The organism is Trinickia symbiotica (assembly GCF_002934455.1).
GTDB classification, from domain to species: domain Bacteria; phylum Pseudomonadota; class Gammaproteobacteria; order Burkholderiales; family Burkholderiaceae; genus Trinickia; species Trinickia symbiotica.
This window is the reverse complement of sequence record NZ_PTIR01000016.1, coordinates 64,888-85,918: the sequence shown is the minus strand read 5'-3', so window position 1 is coordinate 85,918 and position 21,031 is coordinate 64,888. Positions and strand designations below refer to the sequence as shown.

The window sequence follows — 21,031 nt, the reverse complement described above, 5'->3', positions numbered from 1 at the left end:
GATTATTTTTTGATTTTTTGTTGCTGGCTGACGCGTGCCCTGGGACCTCGCCGAGCGCTTCGGTGAGTTTCCTCAGTCGCGCTAACGGCCGCCGCCGAGCGCGCCGCTTTTATTGTCGATTTACTTCTTGCCACACTGAGCGGTACGTCATCACTACGCCGAGGAGCGAAGATGAATAGCCCCTACGCCGAGATTCGTTCGCTGCCTCCCAAGCAACGGCAGCGCAAAGCCTCGACTTCGCCGGAGCCGACCGCGAGCGTGCAGACGCGATACAAGGTTCATCCGGTCATTCTCGCGGGCGGATCGGGTACGCGCCTGTGGCCCATGTCGCGCGAGCTCTATCCGAAGCAATTGATCGACTTGCTCGGCGACGAATCGCTTCTGCAATCGACGGCGCGCCGCCTCCAGGGCCTCGTGAGCGACCTGCCGTTCGCCGATGAAGTGACCGTCGTCTGCGGCGACGAGCATCGTTTCACGACCGCCGAGCAACTGCGCGCGAGCGGAGTGCGCGCGCGCATCGTGCTCGAACCGATTGGACGAGATACGGCACCCGCGCTCACGATCGCCGCGCTCGACGCGTTGGCTCGAGGCGGGGCCGACTCCGATGCGGTGCTCGTCGCGATGCCCGCCGATCATGCCATTGCCGACGCGGCCCGCTTTCATGCGGCCGTCGTCGCAGGAATTCGCCATGCGGCGGACGGGATGATTGCCACGCTCGGCATTGTGCCGACGCACGCGGAGACCGGCTATGGGTATCTGCGGCTCGGCGAACCGCTCGCAACGGACGGCAAAGACGGCTCCGACCGCTCCGCTCACGCGGCCCGGCGGCTCGCGCGCTTCGTCGAAAAGCCGCATCTGGAGCTCGCGCAGCAATACCTCGCCTCGGGCGAGTATTGGTGGAACAGCGGCATTTTCGTCGTGCGCGCCTCGACATGGCTGCACGCGGTCAACCGTCTGGAGCCCGCGATGTACGAAGCCTGTGTCAACGCACATTCGCACGGCACGCTCGACGGCGAGTTCTTCCGCCTCGATCGCGAGGCGTTCGCCGCATCGCCTTCGAACTCGATCGATTATGCGGTGATGGAGCGGCTCTCCAGCGACGACACGTTGCGTGGCGGCGTGGCCGTGCCGCTCGAGGCCGGCTGGTCCGACGTAGGCTCCTGGGACGCGATATGGCAGATCTCGCGGAAGGACGCCAGCGGCAACGTCGTGCGCGGGCGCGTCCTGTTGGAGGACGCCCAATCGACGCTCGCGCATTCCGAAGGGAGGCTGATCGCTTGCGTCGGCACCCGCGATCTCGTCGTCGTGGAAACGGCCGATGCTGTGCTCGTCGCGGATAAGTCCCGCGTGCAGGACGTGAAAAAGGTCGTCTCGCGACTCAAGGCGGAGCATGGCGCCGAAGCCGCGAACCACCGCAAGGTTCATCGCCCGTGGGGGTACTACGACTCGATCGATACCGGTGAGCGGTTCCAGGTGAAGCGTATCGTCGTCAAGCCCGGCGCACAGCTCTCGCTGCAAATGCATCACCATCGCGCGGAGCATTGGATCGTCGTGCGCGGCACGGCTCGCGTCACGCGAGGCGAAGAGACGTTCCTGCTTTCGGAAAACGAATCGACCTACATTCCCCTCGGCGTTTCGCACCGGCTGGAAAACCCAGGCAAGCTGCCGCTCGAGATCGTCGAAGTGCAATCCGGCGCGTACCTCGGCGAAGACGATATCGTGCGGTTCGACGATACCTATGGACGAAGTTGAGTCGCCGGCTTGCACGACGGCGCTCGCACCGGCCGCGGCTCATCATGAAGCTTTCGCCGCGTGCCAGACATGCGGCGCTTGGCCGATCGGCCGCGATTGGACAAGCGCCGCTACGTCGAAGTCTGACTCGTTCCGACGACTAAGCGTGATAAACGACCTCCGGCGGCTTTGAGTCGCCCCGGCCATCCTGATGCAGCAGCCAATTCGCCTGGCGTTCCGCGGAGTCCGCCCCGAGCTCGCTCACGGTACCCGCCGCCGCCAAATCCGCGATCGTCGCGGCCCTCGGTGGAAGTTCAGCGCCCGCCTCGGCTCTCTCCGCCGGGAACGCGGCATTCGCATCGGCGCCCGCGCTCGTCATGACAGCGACAGCGCTGGTACGCCGATCGATCCAATCGCGCGCCCATTCGAGCGCGTGGCGTTGCGCGCCCTCGTGATCGGGGAAAGGCGGCCCGATAAGACCGGAGCGCTCGACCCGCTTGCCGTCTTTCACGATCTCCGCCGAGGCACGGTATGAGAGTGTCATTTGCCTCGTCGCCGGCTGCGCGATCGCATGAATCGTATAGCCGCAATAGTCGTCGCTCCGCTTGTGGATCTCCGCGACGCTGATCGCGGGCGCGCCATGAGGCGCAAATTCACGCATCGGCGGATGCGCGCTGCCCGAATTGTGAAGTGTCCGCGAGGACGCGATCGGTAAATCGCCCGCGCGATACGAGCACGCCCCGGCCGCCTGCCACGATTCAGGATTGGTCCAGAATACGCCGCGCAAACGCGGCGATTCGGGAGCCGGCATCTGCTTCGGCGGCTCCGGCACAACGGGTTGAGGTTGCGGCACGTACGTGAAGACGCGCCCGCCCTCCGAGAGGATCTTGACGATTTCGATCAGCGTGCCGTCGGCAAGCCATTCGTCGAAACGGCGCCGGCACGTGGGCCCCGACGGATAGCGCGCCGGCAACTTCGACCAGCGCTCCCCCGTCGTCAGAATCCAGAGCACCGCGTTGGCCACGATTCGCGTTTCGGCGCGAGGCCGCCCGCGTCGATGCGGATGGACAGGCTCATCGGCCGCAAGCGGCGCGATCCGCGCCCACTCATCGTCGTTCAAATCTTCGAACATATTTTTCTCCACGCAGCCTGGCCTGGCTGCGACGCTTGGCTCGGGCGTTCCGTCCAACGCCAAAGCCGCAGGTTGCACAAAATATTTTTGTTTTTGTGACAGCGACCAAATCCGCACAGCGGCAGTGCGGTTTTGCCCTCCGTTGAAGCAGAAAAGGCGGTCTCGCTCGTGCATGGAAAAAGTGTGCAGAAAACATACCAATCGAGCCTGCACACGGCTTAATACTCTCTCCGGCCGCGGGATACTCGTCGGGCCGGTGCCGGCCCCGACGGCGTATCGATGCTATGCCCTGTCGGAAAGAACAACGAGTCGCTATCTTAGAATATTTTTGCGTGTGCGCAAATGCCGAATGCACCATCGCTTAGCAGAAGTGCAAACAATGCATCTAATGCAACTATCGGCGCCTTAATGCAATTCGCGGCGACTCGGATCCGGTATTATTTCCCGGTGAGGCGGAATTATTTTCGCGTTGTAATATAAATGTAAGAAAAGGCGCCTCGGGCGATTATCGCTCTAGGTCTAGCGGAGATCTTTGACCAGAGAGGCGCGAACGCGCGGCTCGATTTCCTGGACCGGCGACGGATAGTTGGCGTGATCGCAGCCCGCAAAAAGACGCGCTCCGTCGCGCAAGCGCGCCCGCATCTCGGGCGGGAGCTCAAAGCGCAGGAAATGGACGGCCGAAGTCTTTTCTTCGTTTTCGCGCCCCAGATCTTCATCGGCGACGGCATAGACGGGCGACTCGCCTTCGACTTGCAGGAATACATGATCCTCGATGCCGATCAGCCGCTGCAATGCCGCGCGGCGCTCAATTTCGTTCTCGTACTCGATTTGCATCGTCGCCTTCAGATTGCTGCCATCGGGAACCAGCGGCAGGTAGGCATCGAGCTCACCTTGTATTCCTTCCTCGTCGAAAATCTTTTCAATATGCAACATTTCTTGAATCTGGTAGCGAATCGTAATGTCGTCCTCGAACAGCAGCGTCAAATGATTCCCGAGCTGCACGACGCGATCCTTTTTATGCTCGATCACCTGCTCGCGCATTGCTTTACGTGCTTTGGCATAAGCCTCGAGCGTCATCAATGAATTGCGGGAAATCGTCATGGAATCGCCTTCGTAAAAAACATTCGCTCAAATGTCATAAGCTCTGCGAAGCAGCGTCAGCGGATGCGCGAGCGGCGCTTCTCGCAGCCCTGCTTCCTCGATTCCCTGCTCGATGTGGTGCCCGGCGAGCTGGCAATCGGACGCGATGAACGCAGGTTCCCCGTCGGCCATCGCTTTGAAGACGGGGGTGCCAATCTTCATCGCGGTCCGATGAAACTCCTTCTTTACTCCGAATGTTCCCGCGTGCCCCGAGCAACGCTCGACGACTTTCACTTCCGTTCCTGGTACGAGAGAAAGCGCATCGAACGTCTTGCGGCCCAGGTTCTGCACGCGGCCGTGACACGGCACGTGATACGAAATCTTGCCGAGCGCCCGCTTGAAATCGGTCTTCAGCAGACCGTCGCGGTGACGCGAGACGAAGTATTCGAACGGGTCCCAGAAGGCTTCGCTCACCGCGCGCACGTCCTCGTCTTCGGGGAACATCAGCGGCAGCTCGTGCTTGTACATCAGGACGCAGCTCGGTATCGCCCCCATCAACGCGTATCCTTCGCGCGCATACCGCATGAGCACCGGCATGTTCTTTTCCTTTTTCGCGGCCACGCCTTCGAGGTTGCCTTGTTCGAGCAGCGGCATCCCGCAGCACGCTTCGCTCGCCACGAGCACATAGGGAATCTCGTTGTGCGTCAGCAATGCGAGCAGGTCGTGTCCGATGCCGGGCTCGTTGAAATTGACGTAGCAGGTCGCGTAGATCGCGACCTTTCCCGGCGTGCGCTCACCGTCGCGCACGGGTAGCTGCGGCGATGATTTCGCCGAGCGGCGAAACTTGCGCGGGGCGAACGCCGGCAACCAGGCTTCGCGATCGACGCCGAGTGCCGATTCCATCACGCTGCGCGCAGCCTTAGTGCGGTTCACCCGGTTCACGGTCTGCGTGACGATCGGGATTCCCGCGAAATGGCCGAGCGCATCGGTGTTCGACAGCACCTTGTCGCGCAACGCCACTTCGCCTCGCTTATAGCGGGCCGCCTTCGCGCGCAGCATCAGATGCGGAAAGTCGACGTTCCACGGATGCGGCGGCACGTACGGACATTTCGTCATGTAACAGAGGTCGCACAGGTAGCACTGGTCTACGACATTTCCGTAGGACTGCTTATCGACGTCGTGCGCCTCGCCGCTGTCGGTCTCATCGACGAGGTCGAACAGCGTCGGGAACGCGCCGCACAACGATACGCAGCGCCTACATCCCGCGCATATGTCGAAGACGCGGGCGAGCTCGTGGTCGATGGCGTTCTGGTCATAAAACGTCTCGGAGCGCCAATCGAGCGGATGGCGAGTCGGCGCTTCAAGGCTGCCTTCTTTGTGGGGCATGAGTCGGCGCTCCTCCGTGGGGACGCACTACTTGCGAGGACTCGTTGTGATGGCCCGTTCGTAGGAATTCGCTCGACCGCTGCCGCACAGATCGATGCAATGCAATCAGCCTATCTCGCCGAGCCGAGCAGCGGACAGGCGGCGAGAACGCCTCGCCGAGACCGGCGAGTACGTCCTCGGCGGCTTCTTTCAGTCGTTCAGCGCCTCGAGCGCCTTCGTATAGCGGTTTGCGTGACTGCGCTCGGCCTTGGCTAGCGTCTCGAACCAGTTCGCGATTTCGTCGAAGCCTTCTTCGCGAGCGGTCTTCGCCATGCCGGGGTACATGTCCGTGTATTCGTGCGTTTCACCGGCGATGGCCGATTGCAGATTCTGCCGTGAGCTGCCGAACGGCAGACCCGTGGCCGGGTCTCCCACCGCCTCGAGGTACTCCAGATGGCCGTGGGCATGGCCTGTCTCGCCTTCGGCCGTAGAGCGGAACAATGCCGCCACATCGTTTTGCCCCTCGACGTCGGCCTTGGCCGCGAAATAGAGGTACCGCCGATTGGCTTGGGACTCACCGGCGAACGCGGCCTTCAGGTTGTCTTCCGTCTTGGAGCCCTTCAACTGTGCCATCTCATCCTCCTTCGTGGGCCGGGACACGTCGCGAAGGCACGGCACGCCCGGCCATCTGTTCGGGTTTGCGGAAAAACGTCGCGCGAGAAGCGGCGCCAGCGTCGAGCAAGCGCTGCCTTTTCTAATCTAGAAGGTCGGGGGCACGTTCCCCAATTGGCATTTTCTATGCGGGCGATAGTGTCGACGCGCTCCCGTGCCGCAATGCAACAGGAAACCACGGCGAGCCATGGCTCGCTTTCGCGCATCAACCGGTCTCGCGCACGGACTCTTCCAACATCTCGATGAAGGCCTTGCGCCACCAATGGACGTCGTACTTGCGGATCGTCGCCATCAGTGCCGAATGCCGCTCGACGCGTTCGCCGAGCGGCATGGTCAGCGCGCGCTGAATCGCCTCGGCGGCGCCGTGTGCATCGTACGGGTTCACGAGCAACGCCTGTTTCAGATGCTCGGCCGCGCCGGCGAAGCGCGAGAGCACGAGGACACCGGGATCCTCCGGATCCTGGGCCGCGAGAAACTCCTTGGCGACGAGATTCATGCCGTCGCGCAATGGCGTCACGAGCGCGACCCGGCTTGCACGATAAAGGCCGGGCAAGCGCCTGCGCGCGACGTTGCGATGGATGTAGCGCACCGGCATCCAGTCGAGCTCGCCGTAGTCCCCGTTGATCGCACCGCAGAGGCTGTCCATCTGCCGACGCAAATCGTCGTAGGCTCCGAGGTCCTCTCGACTTGGCGCCGCGATTTGAATCAGCGTTGCACGCTTGCGGTTTTCCGGATAGTGCTCCAGCAAATAGCGCATAGCGCGTATGCGCTGCGGTAATCCCTTCGAATAATCGAGCCGGTCCACGCCGAGCAGCAGCTGCCGCCTAGAGTACTCGGCACGCATTCGCGAGAACATGTCAACGCCCTCGCGGGCGTCGGCCATCGCCGCGAATTCGCCCACGTCGATACCGATCGGGAACGCGGCGACGCGCAGCGTCCGATTGAACGCCCGCAGATAGCCGTCCGTCAGCCGCTCCGCCCCCACTTCCCAGTGGGCGTAATCGAACAAGTGCCGCATATCGGCCTCGGTTTGCAGACCGACGAGGTCGTACGCGAAAAGCGAGCGGACCAGCCATTCGTGCTCGGGGATCGCAGCCAAGAGCGGCGGGGGCGGCACGGGAATGTGCAGAAAGAACCCGATCGGGTTGCGGCATCCCATCGCCCGCAGCTCGGCGGCGAGCGGGATCAGGTGATAGTCGTGGACCCAGATGATGTCGCCCGGCTCGAGCAACGGGAAAAGGCGCTGCGCGAACAGCTGATTGACACGGCGGTAACCGCTGCCGAAACGCACGTCGAACTGCGCGACGTCGAGACGATAGTGAAACACCGGCCACAGCACGTTGTTCGCGTAGCCGAGGTAATACGTTTCGTAGTCCTGCTGACTGAGATCGACGGTGACCAGCTGAACTTTGCCGACCGTCTGCGTATGGACGCCGTTGTGACTGTTCGCAACGGAGGCATCCACGGTCTTGCCGCTCCAGCCGAACCAGATACCGCCCGTTTGCTGAAGGCCATCTCTGATCGCTACGGCCAGTCCACCTGCCGCGGCCTTGCGCGGATCCGCTACACGATTCGACACTACGACTAGACGGCTCACTAGCGCTCCTTTTGAAAACGGGAGTTGTTTGTGAGCGGCATTGATGATTTATTTATTGCCGCGAGTTTCCTCTTCGGTCCTCTCCTGCCGTGGCGTCGTGCTTGGTCGCTCGCTATTTGGGCGAGCTGTCGTTGGATTGAGCATGGGATGCTAGCACAGTCGGGGTCGGAGGGCCATCCTTGCGCGCCCTGAAAATCGAATCCGTAGTAGTCCTACGAATCCTGTGCCCACACGTCTGCATCTGCCGACGACGCGTTGTTCGGGCGGGCACCGCGAACGAGCGAAGTCATTTTTTTCGGTGATGGGCGGTTCAGATAGTTCAGAATGGCGGACGCATGCCGATAGAGCGGCAGGGGTTGGCGTTTCGCGTAGCGCAGCTGGTACCAGCGGAAAGGATGAGATCGATGTACCCAACAACGTATGACAATTTGCTCGTCTTCTTCTCGCTGGCGGTCGCGATCTTCACGTCCTACACCGCCTTGAACCTGGCCGGCCGGATCGCGACCGCACGAGGCCGCATCGCGCGCCTCTGGCTCGCGGGCGGCGCCTGCGCGATGGGGGCCGGGATCTGGTCGATGCATTTCATCGGCATGCTCGCTTTCAGCGTGCCCATTCCCGTCGGCTACGATCCGGAAATTACGCTGCTTTCCTTGCTGATTGCCGTCGCGGCATCCGGCTTCGCGCTATGGCTCGTCACTCAATCGAACTTGCCCTACGGGCGGCTCGCTTGCGGCGCGCTCGTGATGGGCATCGCCGTGGCCGGCATGCATTACACCGGAATGGCGGCCATGCAGATGACGCCCGCCATCCAGTATGACCCGCTGCTGCTCGCGCTGTCGGTCGTGATCGCGGTGGGGGCCTCGGGAGCAGCCCTCTGGATCACGTTCCATCTGCGCCGCCAGGCGACGCGACGACCGCTTGCGCAGATGGGCGCCGGCGTCGTGATGGGCGTTGCCATCACCGGTATGCACTACACAGGGATGGCCGCCGCGCATTTTCCTGCCGGATCTGTGTGCGGCGCGGCGCGCGGCGGCATCGACACGGGTTGGGTCGCACTCGCGATCATCGTGGCGAGCGTGGCCGCGCTGGCGGTCGCATTGATCGTCTCCGTCCTCGACATGCGGCTGGAATCGAGAACCGCGGTGCTGGCCGCCTCGCTCGCGCAAGCCAATGCCGAACTGACGTTTCTCGCGCTGCACGACCGCCTGACCCAGTTGCCCAATCGGATCCTGCTCGAAGACCGGCTCGAGCAGGCCATCGGCAGCGCAAGGCAATCGCGCCGGCGATTTGCGCTGATGTACCTCGATCTCGACGGTTTCAAGGCCATCAACGACGTGTTCGGGCATCCCGTGGGAGATGCGCTGCTCGTGGAAGCGTCGAAGCGGCTGCGAGGCGCCGCGCGCGCGGAGGATACGGTGGCGCGCATGGGCGGGGACGAGTTCGTGCTGCTTGCGCCCGGTATGGAGCCGACGGATGCCGCAACGCTCGCCGACACCCTGGTCACGCTGCTGAGCGACTCCTATCTGATCGACGGGCAGGATTTGCGCGTCTCGGCGAGCATCGGGATCGCCTGTTTTCCCGATGACGGAGACGACCCGCATACGCTCGTCACGCACGCGGACGCCGCGATGTATCACGCGAAAGCCCTCGGGCGCAACGGCTATTGCTTCTTCGAAACGTCGATGAACGCCGATGCGCGCGAGCAGCTTCAACTGCTGCACGACCTGCGCCTCGCGCTTTCGCGAGGCGAATTCGTTCTCCATTACCAGCCGAAGCTCGCCGCGCCCGGTGGGCCGCTCTTGGGCGCCGAAGCGCTCGTTCGTTGGGCGCATCCGACCCGCGGGCTCGTCATGCCGGATCAGTTCATCCCGCTCGCGGAGCGTACCGGCACGATCGTGCCGATCGGCGAGTGGGTGCTCGACGAGGCGTGCCGGCAAATGGCCCAATGGTGCAGCGCCGACCCGGCGTTGGCGAGCGATTGGAGCATCGCCGTCAACTTATCCACCTTGCAGTTCGGCAATCCGGGACTCGTCGAGTGCGTGCGCGGCACGCTCGCGCGCCACGGGCTAGAGCCTCGTCGGTTGACGCTCGAAATCACGGAAACGACCGCGATGCGCGACGCCGCCGCGAGCCTCGCGATCTTGCAAGAGCTGCATGCGATGGGGGTACGCATTGCGATCGACGATTTCGGCACCGGATATTCGAGCCTGCTCTACCTCAAGCGGCTGCCGGCCGCCGAACTCAAGATCGATCGCGGATTCGTGCGCGATCTGGAGCACGATAGCGAGGATGCGGCGATCGTTTCGGCGATCGTCGCGCTCGGGCAAACGCTGAAGCTCAACATCGTCGCCGAAGGCGTGGAGACAAGCGAGCAGCAGGCGTTTTTGACTCAGCTCGGCTGCGACGCCCTTCAGGGATATCTGCTCGGGCGGCCGATGCCGCCGGCGCAGTTCGTGGAGACGTTCCTTCCGACGGGGATGTCGCTGGATCGCGCCGCATCGGCGGAGTAGCGCGCGCCTCCGCTGCTCCAGATTGGCAACTGCGGTTCTGTCAACGATGAAACTGCGTGCCTGGGGCGCCGCGCCTCGTCGAGCATCCACGCGCTCGAAAAGCTCACTGATAGAACTCGCCGGTCGAAGATGGGCTGTGCCAATCCATCCAGTCGTAGGACTCGGCGGTGTGGGCCCATGCCCAGTTTCTCGTCTTCGACCGCTCACCGGCTTTTCGCGAGATTGCGTTCGACGACACCGCTAGCCGGCCCTCGTTGCTCACGCAGCTTTGATCGGCGCTGCGCAAGACTTCCAAAGAATCGCGTTTCACTTACATTCTCCTTTCTACGCTTCCTGCCCTGCAAGCTCGTCTTGCACAGCCGTCGCCACGAGTTCCGCGAACGCTTCGAGCGCCTCGAGCGAACCATGCACAGATTGATATTCCTGCCGGCCGATCTTCGCTTCGAGGACAACCGTCATTCCCGATTTTCGTGCCAAGTCCAGAATGTCCATCTTGTGCTCCCTTCTTCAATTCCACCGCACGCTGAGATCAGCGAACACTTGCCTCTAGTCTATGAATCTCACGGCGCGCATCAATCGCCGCGGAATGAATTCACCGTTTTCAAATGAAGAACAATGCCCGTGCGACCGCACCGTCAAACCGACTGAACGATGCACTCGCGCAACCATTGATGCGCGCGGTCTCGATGAGCGCGCTCGTGCCACAGCATCGAGATCTCGAAGCCGGGCACCTCGATGGGCGACTCCACGACTTCGAGCGCGTTGACGTTCCGGACGAGGCGTTCCGGCAACATGGCAACGAGGTCGGTACTGGCGACCACCGACATGACGAACAGGAAATGCGGAACGGACAGCACGACACGTCGCGACAGGCCGACTTCCGCAAGCGCTTCGTCAGTGATGCCATAAAACCCGCCGCCGTCGGGCGAGACGATTACGTGCTCGAGCGCGCGGAATTGCGCAAGCGTCGGCCGCCTTTTCAGGCGCGGATGACCTGCGCGGCCCACGAGCACATAACGCTCCGTGAAAAGCGCCCGGCGACGCAAAGCGGACGGCGCCCCTTCCGTCGTATGAAACGCGAGGTCGATATCCCCTTGCTCTGCCTGCTTCGCTATCCGTGACGGGATCATCTCGAGCACTGCCAGACGCGTACGAGGGGCAGCCGAGCGCAGCGCATTCAGCGCCGGCAGCACGATGGTCGACTCCGTGTAATCGGTCGCCGCGACACGCCACGTGTGATCGGCCGCGGCAGGGTCGAAAGCGGTTGCCGGTGCCACCGCTTGCTCCAAAGCCTCGAGCGCTTGCCGCAACGGCTCGCGCAGCTCGTCGCCTCGCGCGGTAGGCCGCATTCCTCTCGGCCCCGGCAGCAGCAACGGGTCTCCGAAGATGTCGCGCAGTTTGGCGAGTTGAACGCTCACCGACGGCTGAGAGAGGTTCAGGCGCTCGGCTGCGCGAGTCACGTTGTGCTCGGACAGCAGGACGTCGAGCGTCGCCAGCAGATTGAGATCGATCCGTCTTAGATTGACCACCACAATGCCTCGTATTTCAAGAATTCATTTCAACTATAGCGGGCGGAACCTTATCTTGCTCTCGTCAACAAGATGGAGTTCAGTCAATGAACGTGCTTATCGTCTACGCTCACCCCGAGCCTGAATCATTGAACGGCTCGCTGAAGAACTTTTCGGTCAAGCGACTCGAGAAGGCCGGACACGTCGTCCAGGTATCGGATCTGTACGCGATGAAATGGAAACCGACGCTCGACGCTGATGACTTCCCGGATAGCAATCCCGGTGCGCGCTTTGATCCCGCACTTGATTCCAAGCGCGCATTCGAGAACGGTACTCAACCCGGCGATATCGCATCGGAACAGGAGAAGCTGCTGTGGGCGGACGCGGTGATCCTGCAGTTTCCGCTTTGGTGGTTCTCGGTCCCCGCGATCCTGAAAGGCTGGGTGGAGCGCGTCTACGCGTATGGCTTCGGATACGGCGTGGGAGAGCACTCGGACGTTCGATGGGGCGATCGCTACGGAGAGGGCACGATGGCGGGCAAACGCGCGATGCTCGTCGTGACCGCCGGCGGATGGGAGTCACATTACGGCCCGCGCGGCGTCAACGGCCCGATCGACGATATTCTCTTCCCGATTCAGCATGGGATTTTGTATTACCCCGGATTCTCGGTCCTGCCGCCGTTCGTGATTTATCGCGCGGGCAAAACCGATGAGGCGAGGTACGCAAAGATCTGTGACGCGCTCGGACGTCGTCTCGACGACCTCTGGAACACCGCGCCGATACCCTTTCGCCCGCAAAATGCGGGCGCCTATGCTATCCCCGAGCTGACGTTGCGGCCCGACATCGCGCCGGGCCAATCGGGCTTCGCCGCGCATGTGGCATAGCGACGTGTGAGCGGCGTGCCGCGCCGGCCGCTCAGTTGGCGGCGACGCCGGCCGGCTGCTCTTCGATCGAATCGACGCGATCGGGATAAAAGGCGAGGCGGCCACGGATATCGCTGACCGCCTCGTATGCGTGCTCATAGGTCCATACGGCATTCACCGCTCGCTCGCCGCCGGACGGAATCGAGAAGTACGAGCAGTCGCCCTTGTAAGGGCAGTATGTCGCGTGGTCGGTGCGCTGCAACGAGGACATGTCCACGTCCTGTCGCGGGATGTAGAAAACCGGCGCGTAGTTTGCCTCGCGCAACGTCAATGCGTCTTTCGTGTCGGCAATCACCTTGCCTGCCACCGTGACGATCACGCGAGACGGATTGCGTTCGATCGAAATCGGATGGTTAGGGCCGGGAATCTTCACTGGCTTCGTCATGGCGCCTCTCCTCGAGTTTGCCTCATCAGGCCGGAAAGCTCGTGTCTGCGAGGCATTGTGGCACCAATCGACTTTTGCCGTTGAGACCTCGGCACCAGTGTGGCGAATCGCTCGCACCAGACGCCGCGTCATCGCGGTCTATGGCGTCTTCGCCGCCTTCAACATTGGCGCCTGGGTCTGGGCCTTCATCGTCTTCCATGGTCATCCTCTGCTCCTGAGCACAGGGCTTCTCGCATACGGATTCGGCTTGCGCCACGCAGTCGATGCGGACCATATCGCCGCAATCGACTGGCGGGCCGGTTCGAGCTCAAGGGCGCGCTTTGGGATCTGATCGGTACGCTCAACGACAACTTCAACAATCTCGGCTTCGTCATCATCGGCGTGTTCATTTTTGCGTGGCTCGCGTCGTTCGCGATCTATCGTGCGAAGGGCTACGACGAATTGCCCGTGCGTGCGGCAGAGCAGTAGTGCCGAGCATCGGCCGACGGAAGGAACCTGCGCTGTTTACGATTTGCGAGGGTTCCGCACGACGCATATCAATGAAGAAAGCCTCGCCTACGACCAAGTCCGGCGGTATAAAAGCAGCGCGATCGTCGCAACTGCAAATCCAGCCCCTGCATAAAACGTAGTCGCAGCACCGAGTCGGTCCCACAACTCGCCTGCGATAACGCTGGAAACAAGCGTCACGATCCCGCTCAACAGATTGAAGAACCCGAACGCAGTGCCTCGAAGGTGTGCCGGGGCGGCGTGGGAAACCATCGTAGCGAGCAGCCCCTGGGTCATACCCATGTGCAATCCCCAGAGCGCGACGCCGGCGATTACTACGGTCCAATGCGAGCCGTGCGCAAGCACGATATCAGCGGCCATCAACACAATGAGACCCGCAGCCAATAGTTTCCGGTGACTCATTGCATCGGCGAGTTTGCCAAACGGATAGGCCGATAGCGCATAGACGATATTCATTGCCACCATCACAAGCGGCACCAACGCAATGGGAACGCCGCTCGCCATCGCCCGCAACACAAGAAACGCCTCGCTGAACCGTGCCAGGGCGAACACAGAGCCAACGACAACGACCCACCAGTAACGCGCGCCCAATTGCTCGAGGTTATCCCAGCGTATCGGGTTGACTCGGCGTGTCCGGGGCTCCCTCTCCGGCTCTTCCACCCCAACAGTCAACAATCCGACGGCGATCAAACCGGGCACGACGGCAACCCAGAACGCGAGCCTGAAGTTGTCGGTGGACGCAAACATGATGGCGACCGCTAGTAGCGGCCCGAGAAACGCACCGACTGTGTCGAGCGATTGACGCAGCCCATACGCCGCACCTCTGAGATTAGGCGGCGTAACGTCGGCAACGAGCGCGTCGCGGGGAGCCCCTCGAATGCCCTTGCCAACGCGGTCGATCACTCGCGCGGCCACAACGACACCGATGCTTGGGGCAACGGCGAACAGCGGCTTGCTCAACGCACCCAGCCCATATCCCGCAACCGCAAGCCATTTCCGATTGCCGAGATAATCGCTGAGACTGCCCGAAAACACTTTGACGATCGGAGCCGTCGCCTCCGCGATACCTTCGATGAGCCCAATGGCCGTCGCGCTGGCACCGAGCGTCGCCATCAGGAACATGGGCAACAAACTATGGATGATCTCGGACGAAACGTCCATGAAGAGGCTGACGCAGCCGAGCACCCACACGCTGCGTGGAATCTGTCGAAGAACGCTGATACGCGGTTCGGTTTGCATCGGCAATAGCGCTGAACGAGCTTGTCATCCTCGATATCGGCGCAGTATATCCGCTCCGTATTTCAGCTCTGCCAACGGAGGGCAAGCGTACTGTCGGAATTCGTTGGAACCGCAGGAAAGCCTTGCGCCACACATGTCACCCGGGAGACACCGCCAAATCTTGCACGAATAGCGCGAATCTGCGCTACGCACGTAGAACGGTCACCCCCGCTTTCTCGATGGGATCGGTCAGCTTCGAGTCAGCCGATTCCTCCACGATGATCGTCTGCGCCAACCCGATATCGCCGATGACATACGGCGAGGCGGCATTGAGCTTCGCGGAAGACGCCAGCACGACAGTCTCCGCCGCGCGGCCGGCGAGCGCCCGTTTGATGTAAGCCTCTTCGAAGTCGCCCGTGCTCAAGCCGGCCTTCGGATGCACGCCTGTTACGCCCATGAAGTAAATGTCCGCATGAATGTGCGACACGGCCTCCACGGCCGCGGCGCCGACCGTGACGATCGAATGCTTGTAGAGCCGTCCGCCGATAAGCACCACTTCGATCGACGGATGATCCGCGAGCGCGACCGCCACGCTTGGGCTGTGCGTCACGACGGTCGCCGAGAGGTCCAAGGGGAGGCTCCGGACCAGGTGCGCCGAAGTGGTCCCGCCATCGATGATGACAACCTGCCCCGGCGCGATCATTGCGGCGGCCCTGCGTGCAATGCGTTGCTTCACGGGCGACTCCATGTCCTCGCGTTGCGCAAATGGCGCAACCGCCGGCGACGCCGGCAATGCGCCTCCATGCACGCGCTGAAGCAAGCCCTCGGCCGCCAGTTCACGCAGATCGCGGCGCACCGTATCTTCAGAGACATCGAATCTGACGCTGAGCTCGGTTGCCAGCACTTGTCCATCGCGCTTGAGCGCATCGAGGATCGCTTTCTTCCTTTGACTTGTCAGCATGGTCATGCACGAATTATCTTGAAATTGCACGAATATGCACGCTAGTATAAGCGATGTCGGACAACGGAGGGAACCAAAATGACGATGACGTCGATGAAAGACCGCGTGCGCATGATCGATACTCAAGTTCTGGCGGATGACTGGTACGTGCTCAGGAAGGTGACTTTCGATTTCCTTCGCAGCGACGGAACCTGGCAGCGTCAAAGCCGCGAAACCTACGATCGCGGAAACGGCGCAACGATCCTGCTCATCGATCCGCGTTCGAGCAACGTCGTATTGACGCGCCAGTTCCGGATGCCGGCGTTCGTGAATGGATACGACGGAATGTTGATCGAGGCCGCGGGTGGGCTTCTCGACGATGCGTCGCCCGACGTGCGCATTCGTGCGGAAGCGGAAGAAGAGACCGGTTATCGGGTCACGCACATTCGCAAGGTCTTCGAAGCATTCATGAGCCCGGGGTCCGTCACGGAGAAGCTTTACTTCTACATCGGGGAATACGATGCATCGATGCGCGTCGGCTCCGGCGGCGGACTGAAGGACGAAGGCGAAGATCTAGAAGTCATCGAAGTGCCATTACGCGAGGCGCTTCGGATGATCGAGCGAGGCGAAATCATCGACGGCAAGACGATCATGCTGCTCCAATATGCCGCACTGCACGAACAAGAGCTTTTGTCGATTCACCAACACGACCACAGCGGCTGAGCCGCAAGGATTGGTAACAAGCTGCCGATTCACGCCGCACATGCGAGCTTTCGGTCGGTGCGTCCGCGCTTATCTTCATTGCCGTCGGGGCACGGACGCCGATCTCTCAGCGGAAAGGCGCGGCCATGCCCGCGATGCCATCCCCGAGTTGCACAATGAGAGGTCGCCATGATTCGTCACATCGACAAGTCCGCATTTCATCTACGCCGGCGCGCGGCTGCGTCGGTTATCGTCCCGCTCGTCGCGTTAGCGGCGACGCTTCAACTCGCACATGCGGCAAGCTTCAAGTGTCCGCACAATGCTTCGGTGTCCGAAAAGCTGATATGCAGCGATCCACAACTCTCGGCGCTGGACGATAAGCTCGCCGTCGTCTATCGGCTCGCCAAAAATGCCGCCCCGGTGCCCGACGCGATAGAGGCGGACCGAGTCGCTCAATGGCAATGGCGCCAACAAAACTGTACGGACAAGGCCTGTGTCGCGGACTGGTACGAGCGACGCATACGCGAACTCGGTGCCGACATTGCGCATGGGCGAAGCGCGGAAGTCACCACGCTTGCCGCCAACATGGCGGAACAGCACATCGAACCCGAAGCGAGGGCCGCCGTCGTTCAGTTGAAGGGTTTAGGCGATGCAATGACCATCGACAGCAACGGTAATCCGCGCATCGATCAGCGATCGGCAGCCTGCGCAAGCAAGCCCGGCCCCGATAGTTGCTTCGTTTCGAGCGCCCATGAAGCCGTCGCGGGATTGGACAAAAAGGAAAAATAACGGAAGCGTCACGAAGACAACGCGCGCGGGAGCCGTGATCCGTCCGAGCGGAACCGGACGCTCGTCAGTGCCGGTGCCGATGATGAATGTCGGGGAAATGCGCGTGCGTGTGCGTGATCGGCAGATGGGAATGCGGATGCACGTGCGGCTCCTCACCGCTATACGGAAAGTCATGTTCGTGCTGGTGATGTTCGTCATGGCGGTGACGATGCGCGTGCATGAGCGGTTCATGAGTATGCTCATGCTCGTGCCGCTCGCGCACATGCAGCCAGACTCCGATAGCCATCAGCCCTGCCGCGATCCAGAACAGGGCCGGCGGCCACGCGGGCCAGATCGCAAGCGAAAGCACTACGCCGAACAACGGCGCGACCGAAAAGTAAGCGCCCGTTCTCGCCGTTCCCAGGTGGCGCAGCGCCACGACGAACAGCACAAGACTCACCCCGTAGCCCGCGAACCCGGTCAGCATTGCCGCCGCGATCGTAAGCGCGGACGGAAGATGCGCCCCCGCGACAAATGCGATCGCCAAGTTCACAGGCCCTGCCACCAACCCCTTCAGGCCCGCGATCACCATTGCGTCGTTCGTCGACACTCGGCGCGTCAGATTGTTATCGATAGCCCAGCACAGACAAGCGCCGACGATCAGCAGCGCGCCGGCAGCCAACCCATGCCCGCCCGGCTGCCATGAAAGCAGGATCCCTCCCGCGACGATCGCGACCATCCCGAGGAAGATCTGCAGATCGACGTTTTCGCGAAAGACGACCCACGCAATCACCGCCGTCAGCACGCCTTCGAGATTGAGCAGCAGTGAGCTCGAGGCAGCGGGCGTCGTCGACAGGCCGAGCATCAGCAGCGCGGGGCCCGCCACACCACCGGCCACGATAGCGCCGGCCAGCCAGGGAAGTTCGCTCTTTTGAATGCCCGCGCCATCGATGTGTTTATTGCCGGTCCTGTCTACTGACAATCGGCGAACGACAATGGCGATGCTCAACCCCAAACCACTACCGAGATAGAAAAGCCCCGCCACCATGAATGCGGACGTCGATCCGAGCAACGCCTTGGCGAGCGGCGTTGCCGCGCCGAAGAGCGCCGCGGCGACGAGCGCCGTCAGAATCGCAGTAAATCTCGGGTTCATCGCAGCAGCCAAATTGATGGGTCACGGTCGAATCGCAGCATACCCGATCGCAATCAGCCTTTCGATGCGGCTATCGAAGAGAAGCATCGAGGCACCGGCAATTCGACAACGCGGCAACTTAGAACGTCACGACGGTCCGCAAGCCCACCACCGCTTCATTGCCGATTCGCGCACCGCCTTCGCTCGGATTCGGAATACCGCCGCCCGGCCGGAAGAAGTACTGGAATTCCGCCTGCAACAGCCACCATGGCGCCACCTGATACTGGTACGTGGCCTCGACGACGGTTTCGGCGGAGCGCACCGGATAGCCGGGCGTGGTCAATGCGGCCGTGTCGCGATCGAGGGCGCTCGCGCTCGCACCGATGTTCGCGTAGCCGACAGCAAGGCCGACCGAATCGTTGTCGCGCCCCTTGAACGGCGCCTTCAACACGACGCCCGCGTCGACGTTGAAATTGACGACGTTGCGGTCGCCCGGCGCGCCCATCGCGCGAGTAAACACGCCCAACGACCGGGGGCTGTCGGGGCTCGGGCGCCAGACCATCTGATCCGCCACGGCATAGACGCTCCAGTTGCCGCGATGCGTAGCGGGCACACCGCTCGAGAGCGGGCTCGCCAGCGAGACGCCGGCGCTGTCGTAGTGCTGATCGGAGAAGCGCGCGTTGTTATACCAAAAGCCGATCTTGTAGGTGCCCGGCAATCCGCTTGGTTGTGGCGACGCTGAGCCCTCGGCTGGCGGCTGGTTGATCGCGTACTGGAGTTCGCCGATGAAGAGCGCACCGTTGTGCAAATTGAACGTCGTGCCACTGGCGTTCAGCTTCTGCACGTCGCCAGTGCCGGGCGCAGGATTGCCATCGAAGACACCGCCCAGGACGGTCAACGAATTCGTCGGCTTGAAACGCAGCCTCACGCCGAGCGACGACAACGGGTAAGCGGGGCCGCCAGCGGGCATGTCGGCGGCGGGCAGCACCGGCCAGCCGAACGTCGCGTTGACGAACGTCGCCGAATATTGGCTGACGATGAATTCCTGGTCGAGACTTTGCTGACCGACCTTCACGTCGAGCTTGTCGCCAAGCGACTGCTGATACCAAAGTTCCCACAAGCGCGTCGTGGCCTCGGCCTCGACGCCGCTCACGCTCTGCAGCGCGCCGAGGTGCGACGCGGTGATGCCGCGGCCATGAATCTGCAACGCGTCGACGAAGAACTGACCGCCCTTGATCCCCAACGCCTTGTCCATATCGACGTTGAGGCCGAACTGCGTGGCACCGTCGTAGGCAAGACCTCGCTTGAACCCGCCCGTGAAATTTCCGAAAAGCTCGCTCGTTTCCTGAATGTTCAACGTCACACCGTAGTTGCCCAGCCAGGTCCGCAGTCCGCCCATATCGCCCAGCAGGTTCGAGCGCTCCCAGAGCCCGGTCGCGGCCGGCGGTGCTACAGGTGTTTCAGATGCGGGGGCCGCGGCTGTTTCGGCTGAGGGTGCGGCCGCCTCGGCGGGCGCGGAAGCCGCCGCGACGACAGGCGCCGAAGCAGCCGTGCTTTGCGTTTCCGCACGGGCCGCCTCCGACGTGGATTCCGCATAAGCGGGCATAGCCGCGCCCGCGCTGAGCGCGAACGCGAGCAATGCCCCTGCGTAATAGGACGGCGTCACCGTCGCGAAGGCGGCGCCGGCAAACGCGGAGACGCGACGAACCGGCATGGATGCGCTGTCACGGAGAATTGGCAGGGTTTGGCGAACGAATATCATTGGTCTTCTCGATTGCGATTTAAACTGCGCCGGTTCATGCGCCCGCGAACGAGCGGGCGCGACCGGCAGCGTCGATGCACACTGGCACGCGCCCGAAGCACGCGGCGAACGGTCGAACAAAAAGGAAGCGGCTCGAGAAGGACCGTGGGCATCGGTCCCGAAACAAGCGCGCTGACCCTGCAATCACGGTCAGCGGCACAGGAGATCAGACGTCGCTAACGCACGATTGCGAAATGGCTGCCGGCTCTCACCGGCCGACAAGATCGACTACTACTTGCGTCCACGAAGGACTCCTCTGTTGGAAAACAGGGCGGATTCTATGCGCGGGGCTTGCGCTCCTGCAAGTAAAAAAATCGTGACAATCCGATGTCTTGAAGAATCGCATTGCCGCGCGGCGCGGCAGCGGTACTGCTGCGTTGTTGGAATGCCACAGGCACCGTCATCACAGATGAGGTCGTTCGCTTCGCTAAGCAACGGATCGTGCAACGCTACTCGGCATTCGTGGTGAGCTGTGCGGCGACGAACTCCTCGCCGATCGAATCCGCGGCCGCTCCCGCATGCACTGCGGCCTCAGTCCATAGCTCGCTGTCGGGAAACCAGAAGGCGTCGCGACGAGGGGGCGAAGCGAGTACAACCGGCAACGCGGGATTGAATATCTTCGACCAGGCCGACAAATACGACGGCGTCTTCACGAGAAATCCGCAATTCGAAAGCAGCAGGCAAGTCAGCAGTGCTTCGCGAGCGATTTCCAATCCGGGGTAGCCTGCGAAATGCACGGGCACATTGCCGCTGGCCAGGTATTTGGCCGGCGCGACCTTGACGCGCACGCCAAACGGCCAGTCCAGAAAATAATCGATGAACTCGGGCTCGTCGCTCGAAATGAAAATGCTCGTCAAATGCGGATGTGAACCAAGGACGGACGCGACGAGCGTGCAAAAGCGCTCCCACGAAATCGTCTCGGCTTCCAGCTTCTTGTCCGTGCCTCTATAGTGAACCGCGAGCGTCGATTCGCCGAGCTCGAGCGCCTGGCTGATCGCCGCAACTTCCTCGGCGATATGCGCGGCAGGGCGGTAATGCGAGAGGAACAACTTGCTCGCGC

19 protein-coding genes and 1 pseudogene are annotated in these 21,031 nt (G+C 62.1%); 6 read left to right on the top strand and 14 right to left on the bottom strand.

Features of this window, described 5'->3' with window-relative positions; translation table 11 throughout:
• Positions 1–171: 171 nt before the first annotated feature.
• Positions 172–1,752 (top strand): mannose-1-phosphate guanylyltransferase/mannose-6-phosphate isomerase, encoded by a 1,581-nt coding sequence (locus B0G57_RS21405; protein WP_018440090.1) that lies wholly within the window; start codon positions 172–174, stop codon positions 1,750–1,752.
• Between the two features lie 139 nt (positions 1,753–1,891).
• On the opposite strand, the gene B0G57_RS21400 is transcribed toward B0G57_RS21405, so the two are convergent.
• The 5 genes from B0G57_RS21400 to B0G57_RS21380 form a co-directional block, all read right to left on the bottom strand.
• Positions 1,892–2,863, bottom strand: a complete 972-nt coding sequence (locus B0G57_RS21400; RefSeq protein WP_018440091.1) for a transposase — start codon at positions 2,861–2,863, stop codon at positions 1,892–1,894.
• A gap of 519 nt (positions 2,864–3,382) precedes the next feature.
• Entirely contained in the window at positions 3,383–3,964 is a 582-nt protein-coding gene (locus B0G57_RS21395) for a DUF3501 family protein (protein WP_018440092.1), read from the bottom strand.
• A 27-nt stretch (positions 3,965–3,991) separates the two neighbouring features.
• A complete protein-coding gene (locus B0G57_RS21390; RefSeq protein ID WP_018440093.1) occupies positions 3,992–5,329 on the bottom strand; it encodes a heterodisulfide reductase-related iron-sulfur binding cluster in 1,338 nt (445 codons plus the stop codon).
• A 189-nt stretch (positions 5,330–5,518) separates the two neighbouring features.
• Positions 5,519–5,941 carry a rubrerythrin family protein gene (locus B0G57_RS21385; protein ID WP_018440094.1) on the bottom strand — a complete coding sequence of 141 codons (423 nt, stop codon included), beginning with the start codon at positions 5,939–5,941 and terminating at the stop codon, positions 5,519–5,521.
• Between the two features lie 244 nt (positions 5,942–6,185).
• Positions 6,186–7,577 (bottom strand): alpha,alpha-trehalose-phosphate synthase (UDP-forming), encoded by a 1,392-nt coding sequence (locus tag B0G57_RS21380; protein ID WP_026229561.1) that lies wholly within the window; start codon positions 7,575–7,577, stop codon positions 6,186–6,188.
• A gap of 404 nt (positions 7,578–7,981) precedes the next feature.
• On the opposite strand from B0G57_RS21380, the gene B0G57_RS21375 reads away from it, so the two are divergent.
• Positions 7,982–10,087: a putative bifunctional diguanylate cyclase/phosphodiesterase gene (locus B0G57_RS21375; protein WP_020566122.1), complete on the top strand. Its 2,106-nt coding sequence runs from the start codon at positions 7,982–7,984 to the stop codon at positions 10,085–10,087.
• Between the two features lie 103 nt (positions 10,088–10,190).
• Here the strand turns inward: B0G57_RS21375 and B0G57_RS21370 are convergent, their stop codons facing one another.
• The 3 genes from B0G57_RS21370 to B0G57_RS21365 all read right to left on the bottom strand — a co-directional run bounded on the left by B0G57_RS21370 (position 10,191) and on the right by B0G57_RS21365 (position 11,616).
• Positions 10,191–10,397, bottom strand: coding sequence for a hypothetical protein (locus B0G57_RS21370; RefSeq protein ID WP_020566123.1), 207 nt, complete (start codon positions 10,395–10,397; stop codon positions 10,191–10,193).
• Between the two features lie 14 nt (positions 10,398–10,411).
• Complete coding sequence (locus tag B0G57_RS31435; protein WP_018440098.1) at positions 10,412–10,579, bottom strand: hypothetical protein; 168 nt, start codon at positions 10,577–10,579, stop codon at positions 10,412–10,414.
• Positions 10,580–10,722: 143 nt separating this feature from the next.
• Entirely contained in the window at positions 10,723–11,616 is an 894-nt protein-coding gene (locus B0G57_RS21365) for a LysR family transcriptional regulator (RefSeq protein ID WP_018440099.1), read from the bottom strand.
• A gap of 86 nt (positions 11,617–11,702) precedes the next feature.
• Here B0G57_RS21365 and B0G57_RS21360 point away from each other — a divergent pair, with 86 nt between their 5' ends.
• Positions 11,703–12,479 (top strand): NAD(P)H-dependent oxidoreductase, encoded by a 777-nt coding sequence (locus B0G57_RS21360; RefSeq protein ID WP_018440100.1) that lies wholly within the window; start codon positions 11,703–11,705, stop codon positions 12,477–12,479.
• 31 nt (positions 12,480–12,510) lie between these two features.
• Here the strand turns inward: B0G57_RS21360 and B0G57_RS21355 are convergent, their stop codons facing one another.
• Positions 12,511–12,903 carry a DUF427 domain-containing protein gene (locus B0G57_RS21355; RefSeq protein ID WP_018440101.1) on the bottom strand — a complete coding sequence of 131 codons (393 nt, stop codon included), beginning with the start codon at positions 12,901–12,903 and terminating at the stop codon, positions 12,511–12,513.
• 97 nt (positions 12,904–13,000) lie between these two features.
• Between B0G57_RS21355 and B0G57_RS21350 the strand changes: the two are divergent.
• Positions 13,001–13,192, top strand: a pseudogene (locus B0G57_RS21350) (HoxN/HupN/NixA family nickel/cobalt transporter); the annotation flags it as partial.
• A gap of 266 nt (positions 13,193–13,458) precedes the next feature.
• Here B0G57_RS21350 and B0G57_RS21345 read toward each other — a convergent pair.
• Together B0G57_RS21345 and B0G57_RS21340 are read right to left on the bottom strand one after the other, a co-directional pair.
• Positions 13,459–14,649, bottom strand: coding sequence for an MFS transporter (locus B0G57_RS21345; RefSeq protein ID WP_018440102.1), 1,191 nt, complete (start codon positions 14,647–14,649; stop codon positions 13,459–13,461).
• 184 nt (positions 14,650–14,833) lie between these two features.
• Complete coding sequence (locus tag B0G57_RS21340; RefSeq protein WP_035468494.1) at positions 14,834–15,637, bottom strand: DeoR/GlpR family DNA-binding transcription regulator; 804 nt, start codon at positions 15,635–15,637, stop codon at positions 14,834–14,836.
• A 36-nt stretch (positions 15,638–15,673) separates the two neighbouring features.
• Here B0G57_RS21340 and B0G57_RS21335 point away from each other — a divergent pair, with 36 nt between their 5' ends.
• Complete coding sequence (locus B0G57_RS21335; RefSeq protein ID WP_026229563.1) at positions 15,674–16,291, top strand: NUDIX hydrolase; 618 nt, start codon at positions 15,674–15,676, stop codon at positions 16,289–16,291.
• 168 nt (positions 16,292–16,459) lie between these two features.
• Positions 16,460–17,059, top strand: a complete 600-nt coding sequence (locus B0G57_RS21330; RefSeq protein ID WP_018440105.1) for a lysozyme inhibitor LprI family protein — start codon at positions 16,460–16,462, stop codon at positions 17,057–17,059.
• Positions 17,060–17,123: 64 nt separating this feature from the next.
• On the opposite strand, the gene B0G57_RS21325 is transcribed toward B0G57_RS21330, so the two are convergent.
• The 3 genes from B0G57_RS21325 to B0G57_RS31855 form a co-directional block, all read right to left on the bottom strand.
• A complete protein-coding gene (locus tag B0G57_RS21325; protein ID WP_018440106.1) occupies positions 17,124–18,191 on the bottom strand; it encodes a DMT family transporter in 1,068 nt (355 codons plus the stop codon).
• A gap of 118 nt (positions 18,192–18,309) precedes the next feature.
• Positions 18,310–19,776 carry a carbohydrate porin gene (locus B0G57_RS21320; RefSeq protein ID WP_102606795.1) on the bottom strand — a complete coding sequence of 489 codons (1,467 nt, stop codon included), beginning with the start codon at positions 19,774–19,776 and terminating at the stop codon, positions 18,310–18,312.
• 644 nt (positions 19,777–20,420) lie between these two features.
• Complete coding sequence (locus B0G57_RS31855) at positions 20,421–21,020, bottom strand: O-fucosyltransferase family protein (protein ID WP_223258599.1); 600 nt, start codon at positions 21,018–21,020, stop codon at positions 20,421–20,423.
• Positions 21,021–21,031: the final 11 nt, after the last annotated feature.

Coding starts and splice junctions, on each gene's coding strand:
- B0G57_RS21355 (WP_018440101.1), bottom strand. CDS start 12,903: ATGACGAAGCCAGTGAAGATTCCCGGCCCTAACCATCCGATTTCGATC.
- B0G57_RS31435 (WP_018440098.1), bottom strand. CDS start 10,579: ATGGACATTCTGGACTTGGCACGAAAATCGGGAATGACGGTTGTCCTC.
- B0G57_RS21345 (WP_018440102.1), bottom strand. CDS start 14,649: ATGCAAACCGAACCGCGTATCAGCGTTCTTCGACAGATTCCACGCAGC.
- B0G57_RS21360 (WP_018440100.1), top strand. CDS start 11,703: ATGAACGTGCTTATCGTCTACGCTCACCCCGAGCCTGAATCATTGAAC.
- B0G57_RS21325 (WP_018440106.1), bottom strand. CDS start 18,191: ATGAACCCGAGATTTACTGCGATTCTGACGGCGCTCGTCGCCGCGGCG.
- B0G57_RS21335 (WP_026229563.1), top strand. CDS start 15,674: ATGACGTCGATGAAAGACCGCGTGCGCATGATCGATACTCAAGTTCTG.
- B0G57_RS21320 (WP_102606795.1), bottom strand. CDS start 19,776: ATGCCCGCTTATGCGGAATCCACGTCGGAGGCGGCCCGTGCGGAAACG.
- B0G57_RS21400 (WP_018440091.1), bottom strand. CDS start 2,863: ATGTTCGAAGATTTGAACGACGATGAGTGGGCGCGGATCGCGCCGCTT.
- B0G57_RS21390 (WP_018440093.1), bottom strand. CDS start 5,329: ATGCCCCACAAAGAAGGCAGCCTTGAAGCGCCGACTCGCCATCCGCTC.
- B0G57_RS21405 (WP_018440090.1), top strand. CDS start 172: ATGAATAGCCCCTACGCCGAGATTCGTTCGCTGCCTCCCAAGCAACGG.
- B0G57_RS21395 (WP_018440092.1), bottom strand. CDS start 3,964: ATGACGATTTCCCGCAATTCATTGATGACGCTCGAGGCTTATGCCAAA.
- B0G57_RS21375 (WP_020566122.1), top strand. CDS start 7,982: ATGTACCCAACAACGTATGACAATTTGCTCGTCTTCTTCTCGCTGGCG.
- B0G57_RS21385 (WP_018440094.1), bottom strand. CDS start 5,941: ATGGCACAGTTGAAGGGCTCCAAGACGGAAGACAACCTGAAGGCCGCG.
- B0G57_RS21330 (WP_018440105.1), top strand. CDS start 16,460: ATGATTCGTCACATCGACAAGTCCGCATTTCATCTACGCCGGCGCGCG.